The sequence below is a fragment of the Rhodobaculum claviforme genome, from assembly GCF_016653255.1.
GTDB classification, from domain to species: Bacteria; Pseudomonadota; Alphaproteobacteria; order Rhodobacterales; family Rhodobacteraceae; genus Rhodobaculum; species Rhodobaculum claviforme.
This window is the reverse complement of the sequence record NZ_NHSD01000240.1, coordinates 1-6,702: the sequence shown is the minus strand read 5'-3', so window position 1 is coordinate 6,702 and position 6,702 is coordinate 1. Positions and strand designations below refer to the sequence as shown.

General features: G+C 70.5%; 4 protein-coding genes. 2 read left to right on the top strand and 2 right to left on the bottom strand.

Annotated features, from left to right (window positions below; translation table 11 throughout):
- Nucleotides 1-14: 14 nt before the first annotated feature.
- Nucleotides 15-1,397: a 30S ribosomal protein S12 methylthiotransferase RimO gene (rimO, locus tag CCR87_RS08655; RefSeq protein ID WP_201157129.1), complete on the top strand. Its 1,383-nt coding sequence runs from the start codon at nucleotides 15-17 to the stop codon at nucleotides 1,395-1,397.
- Nucleotides 1,398-1,402: 5 nt separating this feature from the next.
- On the opposite strand, the gene CCR87_RS08650 is transcribed toward rimO, so the two are convergent.
- On the bottom strand, nucleotides 1,403-2,989 hold the full coding sequence (locus CCR87_RS08650; protein ID WP_201157128.1) for a hypothetical protein: 1,587 nt from the start codon (nucleotides 2,987-2,989) through the stop codon (nucleotides 1,403-1,405).
- Nucleotides 2,990-3,208: 219 nt separating this feature from the next.
- Here CCR87_RS08650 and CCR87_RS08645 point away from each other — a divergent pair, with 219 nt between their 5' ends.
- Nucleotides 3,209-3,415: a YgaP family membrane protein gene (locus tag CCR87_RS08645; RefSeq protein ID WP_201157127.1), complete on the top strand. Its 207-nt coding sequence runs from the start codon at nucleotides 3,209-3,211 to the stop codon at nucleotides 3,413-3,415.
- A 124-nt stretch (nucleotides 3,416-3,539) separates the two neighbouring features.
- On the opposite strand, the gene uvrA is transcribed toward CCR87_RS08645, so the two are convergent.
- Entirely contained in the window at nucleotides 3,540-6,422 is a 2,883-nt protein-coding gene (uvrA, locus tag CCR87_RS08640; RefSeq protein ID WP_201157126.1) for an excinuclease ABC subunit UvrA, read from the bottom strand.
- Nucleotides 6,423-6,702: the final 280 nt, after the last annotated feature.

Sequence of the window (6,702 nt, the reverse complement as noted above, 5' to 3'; positions counted from 1 at the left end):
TCTATATCCCGCCCATGTCCAGCCCCCTGAACCCGCCTGACCTGCGCCCCGACATCGCGCCCGCGCCCACCGCGCAGGCCCGTCCGCGCCCCGGCCAGCCCACCATCGGGATGATCAGCCTCGGCTGTCCCAAGGCGCTGGTGGACAGCGAACGCATCCTGACCCGCCTGCGGGCCGAGGGGTACGCCATCAGCCCCGATTACGCCGGTGCGCAGGCGGTGATCGTGAACACCTGCGGGTTCCTTGATTCGGCCCGGATGGAAAGCCTCGAGGCCATCGGCGAGGCGCTGTCGGAAAACGGCCGGGTCATCGTCACCGGCTGCCTCGGCGCGGAACCGGAGGTCATCACCGGCGCGCATCCCACCGTGCTGGCCGTCACCGGACCGCATCAGTACGAGGCCGTCCTGGACGCCGTCCACGCCGCCGTGCCGCCCGCGCCCGATCCCTTCGTGGATCTGATCCCGGCCGGGGCCGTCAGCCTGACACCGCGCCATTACAGCTATCTCAAGATCTCCGAGGGCTGCAATCACGCCTGCCGCTTCTGCATCATCCCCGACATGCGCGGCAAGCTTGCCTCCCGCCCCGCCCATGCGGTGGTGCGCGAGGCCGAACGGCTGGTGGCGGCGGGCGTGCGCGAGCTTCTGGTGATCAGCCAGGACACCTCGGCCTATGGCGTCGACATCCGCCACGCCGAGGCGCAGGGCCATCGCGCCCATATCACCGATCTGGCGCGCGATCTGGGCTCGCTCGGCGCCTGGGTGCGGCTGCACTACGTCTATCCCTATCCGCATGTGCGTGATCTGATCCCGCTGATGGCGGATGGTCTGGTGCTGCCGTACCTCGACATCCCGTTCCAGCACGCCCACCCCGAGACGCTGCGCCGCATGGCCCGCCCCGCCGCCGCCGCCCGCACGCTCGACGAGATCGCCCGCTGGCGCGCCGTCTGCCCGGACATCACCCTGCGCTCCACCTTCATCGTCGGTTTCCCCGGCGAGACCGAGGCCGAGTTCCAGACCCTTCTGGACTGGCTGGGGGAGGCGCGCCTCGACCGGGTCGGCTGCTTCCAGTACGAGGATGTGAAGGGCGCCCGCGCCAACGCCCTGCCCGACCATGTCCCCCCCGAGGTCAAGCGGGAGCGGTGGGAGCGGTTCATGGAGGTGGCGGGCCGCATCTCGGCCGAGAAGCTCGCGGCGCGGGTGGGCCAGCGCACCCAGGTCATCGTGGACAGCGTCGACGCCGATGGCGCAACCTGCCGCACCCCGGGCGACGCCCCCGAGATCGACGGCAACCTGTTCATCGACCGCGACTTCGAGGGCCTGGCCCCCGGCGACATCCTGAGCGTGCGCATCGACGAGGCCGGGGACTACGACCTCTGGGGCCACCCCGACGCGGGCTGATCGCGCTAGGGGGCCTCGAAACGCAGCGCCGGCAGGCCATCCTCACCCGCGGCCATGGTGTATCCGCCGGCCACAGAGGCGGTGACGACGCGCGACGTGCCGTCGCGGCCGGTGCGGCGCCAACCGATCAGCCGGCCCAGATCGTCGCGGATCGCGGTGTCGGTCCAGGGGGCGCGCCACCACAGCAGCGGGTCAAAGGTGCCCCCCCGGGCCTCGGCGTCGTAATCCACCGAGACGAGGCGCGGGCCGTCTGCGCCCCCGTCCTCGTAAACACGGCGCTGGTGGCTGGGAAAGGCCACCGTCACGAACGACGGCGCGCTGTACTGCGCCCCGTTCCAGGCGATGACCGCGATCTCCACCCGGGCGCGCTCCAACCCGCCGTGCCGGGGCACGAACGGGGTGTCGTGCCAGTCGACCACCACCCGCGCCCGCCGTCCCGCCGGGTCCAGCGGCTCGATCCGCACCTTGTCGGGATCGCCCGAGACGACGATCCAGTGGACCTCCAGCGGTCGGTCGTTGGGATCGCGTGTGGCGGCCGTGGACACCACCATCTCGCGCCGCCCCTCCCAGCCGCGCCAGAGCCGCGCCACGGCCGCGGGGGTGTCGAACAGCACCTCGCTGCGCCGGGCCAGCCCGGCGTCGGCGGCAAAGCCGTCCTCCAGCACCCGCAGTTGCACCAGCGGCGGGATCGTGTCGGGCGTCATCGCCTGCGCCGCAGCCATCGCCACCCCCGGCCGCAGGCGGTTGCGCTCGATCGCCGCCGGATGCGCGGCCGGCGACAGATACTCCGGCGCGCCCTGCAAGCTGCGCCGCAACAGCATCACCAGCGCAGGCGCCAGCAGCCGCTCCTCCTCCAGCCGGGCGCGGGTTGCGGGCCGCAATGACGCGAGGCTCAGCGCAAGGGTATCGAGCACCGGCTGGTCCGATCCCGATGAGCCATAGCTGATGACGAAATACGGCAGCATCGCCGGAAGCACATCGACCCCGTCGCGGACATCCCGGTGCCCGGGGTAGACATAGAGATGGTTGCGCATGTACCCCGTCGCCGCCGCCATCGGCCCGCCCGGCGAGGTCATCGCCAGCCGCGGCAGGCTGCGCGCCGTCACCCCCTGCGTGACCGCCAGCGAGGCATTGCCCAGCACCGGCCCCGGGAACAGGAACCGATGCGCCAGTGACCGGTCGTCGCCCCGGGCGCGCAGGCTCTCGTCATAGGCGACATGGGTGATCTGGGGAAAGCGGCGCAGATCCAGCCGCGAATGCCCCCGGTCGCGGTTGTCATAGAACACCCCGCCCAGCCCGGCCGCCGATCCCTGCGCCACCCAGGTGCGCAGCTGCCGCACCTCGCTCCCCGAGGCGGCGGGCGCCAGCACCGGCAGGTCCGCGCTGCCCGGCGCGGGCGCGATCTCGGCCCGCCAGCGCATCAGCACCGGATCATGGGTCATGGCCGCCGCCTCCAGCGTGACGGTCCGGGCCTGCACCGGTTCGTCGGCCACCGGTGCATCGGGCCGCGGCATGGGCGGGGTGTCGGCGGTCGCGCCGGCCGCAACCAGCGCAAGGGTCCAGGCAATCGGGGCACACAAACGCATCATCATGCGCAAATCATGGCGCAGCGCGCCCCCCAAGGCCACCGGTTTTTCCGCAGCCCCGGCACAGACGCGGCCCAGACGCGGCACAGACATGGCACCGGGATATGGCACCCCACATCCGCACGACACCCGCACGGGCAGCCTGCCGCATGGCCAAACACGTTCAAATATTCTAATGTCTTCCTCTCGGGGGGATTACCCCTTCCCGCAACCCGGAGGGATCCAATGTTTGCCAAGAACGTAGGGACGATCGATCGTGCCGTCCGCATCCTCGTCGGCCTCGCGCTGATTGCTGGGTTCTTCATGAACCCCGATGCCAGCCTGCGCTGGCTCTATCTGATCGGCATCGTGCCGCTGGCCACCGGCGTGTTCGGCAGCTGCTGGCTCTATACCCTTCTGGGCGTCAACACCTGCGGCCTCAAGCGCCCCTGATCGGCGCCGCCCGTGCCCGGTCGGCCGGGCGTCCCCCGCGCCAACGGCGCGGCGCCGCCGAGGGGGCTCGATGCCCCCGAGGCGGCGGGCTCCGGCCCGCCCGCGTGCGACCGCCCCCCTGTGCTCACTCCGCCGCCGTCCGGCGAGACCGCAACATCGGCCGAAGATACCGCCCGGTGTGGCTCGCCTCCACCTCCGCGACCTGCTCCGGCGTGCCCTCGGCCACGATCCGGCCGCCCCCGTCGCCGCCCTCGGGTCCGATGTCGATGATCCAGTCGGCGGTCTTGACCACATCCAGGTTGTGCTCGATCACCACCACGGTGTTGCCCTGCTCCACCAGCTCGTGCAGCACCTCCAGCAGCTTGCGCACATCCTCGAAATGCAGCCCCGTCGTCGGCTCGTCGAGGATATAGAGCGTGCGCCCCGTGGACCGCCGCGCCAGCTCCTTGGCCAGCTTCACGCGCTGCGCCTCGCCGCCCGACAGCGTCGTCGCCTGCTGGCCGACCTTGATGTAGCCGAGCCCCACCCGCACCAGCGCGTCCATCTTCTCCCGGATCGCGGGCACGGCGGCAAAGAACCCCTGCGCATCCTCCACCGTCATGTCCAGCACATCGGCGATGGACTTGCCCTTGAAGTGCACCTCCAGCGTCTCGCGGTTGTAGCGCTTGCCCTTGCAGGTCTCGCACTCGACATAGACATCCGGAAGAAAGTGCATCTCGATCTTGATGACGCCGTCGCCCTGGCAGGCCTCGCAGCGCCCGCCCTTGACGTTGAACGAGAACCGCCCCGGCTTGTACCCGCGCGTCCGCGCCTCCGGCAGGCCGGCGAACCAGTCGCGGATCGGCGCGAACGCCCCGGTATAGGTGGCGGGGTTCGACCGGGGCGTGCGCCCGATGGGCCGCTGGTCGATGTCGATGACCTTGTCGAGGTGCTCCAGCCCCTTGATCGTCTCGCACGGCGCCGGGGTCTGGCGCGCGCCGTTCAGCCGCATCGACGCCGTCTTGAACAGCGTCTCGATGGTCAGCGTGGACTTGCCCCCGCCCGACACGCCGGTGACGCAGACGAACCGGCCCAGCGGGAATTTCGCCGTGACGTCATGCAGGTTGTTGCCGGTGGCCTTGACCACCGTCACCGCCTTGCCATTGCCCTTGCGGCGCAGGCGCGGCACCGCGATCTCGCGCGTGCCCGACAGGTACTGGCCCGTCAAGGACGCCGCGTCCGCCATGATCTGCGCGGGCGTGCCGTGGCTGACCACGCGGCCGCCGTGCACCCCCGCGCCGGGGCCGATGTCGAAGACGTAATCGGCCTCGCGCACCGCTTCCTCGTCGTGTTCCACCACGATCACGGTGTTGCCCTGATCGCGCAGGTTCTTCAGCGTGGTCAGCAGCCGGTCGTTGTCGCGCTGGTGCAGCCCGATCGACGGTTCGTCGAGCACATAGAGCACCCCCGTCAGCCCCGAGCCGATCTGGCTCGCCAACCGGATGCGCTGGCTCTCGCCGCCCGAGAGCGTCCCGGCGGCCCGGCTCAGCGTCAGGTAATCCAGACCCACGTTGACCAGAAACCCCAGCCGCTCGCGGATCTCCTTGAGGATGGCGCGGGCGATCTCGGTCTTCTGGGCGCTCAGCGTCGCGGGCACGCCCTCCACCCAGTCGAACGCCTCGCGAATCGACATCTCGGAGACATGGCCGATGTGCAGGAGCTTGTCGCGCGCCCCCCCGGCCGGACCGATGCGGACCGCCAGCGCCTGTTCCTTCAGCCGGAAGCCGCCGCAGGCGCCGCAGGGGCGGTTGTTCTGGTAGCGCTCGAACTCCTCGCGGACCCAGGCGCTGTCGGTCTCGCGCCAGCGGCGTTCCATGTTGGGGATCACGCCCTCGAACGGGCGCGAGACGGTGTAGACCCGCCCCCCCTCGTCATAGCGGAACGCGATCTCCTCGCCGTCCGAGCCGCGCAGGATCACGCGCTGCACGGCCTCCGGCAGGTCACGCCACGCCGTGCGGGAGGAGAATTCGTAGTGCTTGGCCAGCGCCTCGATGGTCTGGGTGAAATAGGGGCTCTTGGAGCGCGCCCACGGCGCCACCGCCCCCTTGAGCAGGCTCAGCGCCGCGTCGGGCACCACGAGGCGGTCGTCGAAGAACACCTCCTTGCCCAGCCCGTCGCAGGTCGGGCACGCCCCGAAGGGCGCGTTGAACGAAAACAGCCGCGGCTCGATCTCCGGGATGGTGAAGCCGGACACCGGGCAGGCGAAGTTCTCGGAGAACGTGATCCGCTCCGGCTCGCCCTCGCTCGGCGCGGTTTCCAGCACGGCGATCCCGGCGGCCAGATCCAGCGCGGTGCGAAAACTGTCGGCCAGCCGCGTCTCCAGCCCCGGCCGCACCACCAGCCGGTCCACCACCACGTCGATGTCGTGGCGGAATTTCTTGTCCAGCGTGGGCGGCTCATCCAGCTCGTGGAACGCGCCGTCCACCTTGACCCGCTGGAAGCCCTGCTTGCGCAGTTCCAGGAATTCCTTGCGGTATTCGCCCTTGCGGTCGCGCACGATGGGGGCGAGCAGATAGGCGCGCGTGCCCTCCTCCATCGCCATGACGCGGTCGACCATGTCCTGCACCTGCTGCGCCTCGATCGGCAGGCCGGTCGCGGGGCTGAACGGGGTGCCCGCGCGCGCGAACAGCAGCCGCAGATAGTCGTGGATCTCGGTCACCGTGCCCACGGTGGAGCGCGGGTTCTTCGATGTCGTCTTCTGCTCGATGCTGATCGCCGGCGACAGCCCGGTGATGCCGTCCACATCGGGCTTCTGCATCATGTCGAGGAACTGGCGCGCATAGGCCGACAGCGATTCGACATACCGCCGCTGCCCCTCGGCATAGATGGTGTCGAACGCCAGCGAGGACTTGCCCGACCCCGACAGCCCGGTGATCACCACCAGACGGTCGCGCGGGATGTCCACGTCGATCCCCTTGAGGTTATGCTCGCGCGCACCGCGCACCGAGATGTACTTCTGCTCGGCCATGACTGCCCCCAAGGCTCACTCGCGCCTGATCCCCGGGACATAGCGGCCGCGGGGCGGTTCTCCAACCCGAATATCAGAACATTTGGGGAACACCTGACGGCGATGCTTGCCGGGGCCGGGCTGCGGCGCCTAAGCCGGCGGCATGACGCCGACGCCGCTGCCCCTGCCGCCTGCGCATGCGCTGCTGACCATCGCCGAGGGGCGGCTCAGGCGCCAGCGCGGCTATGCCCGCCCGCTCGCGGGGCGCGGCGCGCGCGGGCTGGAGGCGGCGCTGATGGAC

Excerpts from the sequence above, each read along its gene's own strand:
- rimO (WP_201157129.1), top strand. The coding sequence starts at position 15 with ATGTCCAGCCCCCTGAACCCGCCTGACCTGCGCCCCGACATCGCGCCC.
- CCR87_RS08650 (WP_201157128.1), bottom strand. The coding sequence starts at position 2,989 with ATGATGATGCGTTTGTGTGCCCCGATTGCCTGGACCCTTGCGCTGGTT.
- CCR87_RS08645 (WP_201157127.1), top strand. The coding sequence starts at position 3,209 with ATGTTTGCCAAGAACGTAGGGACGATCGATCGTGCCGTCCGCATCCTC.
- uvrA (WP_201157126.1), bottom strand. The coding sequence starts at position 6,422 with ATGGCCGAGCAGAAGTACATCTCGGTGCGCGGTGCGCGCGAGCATAAC.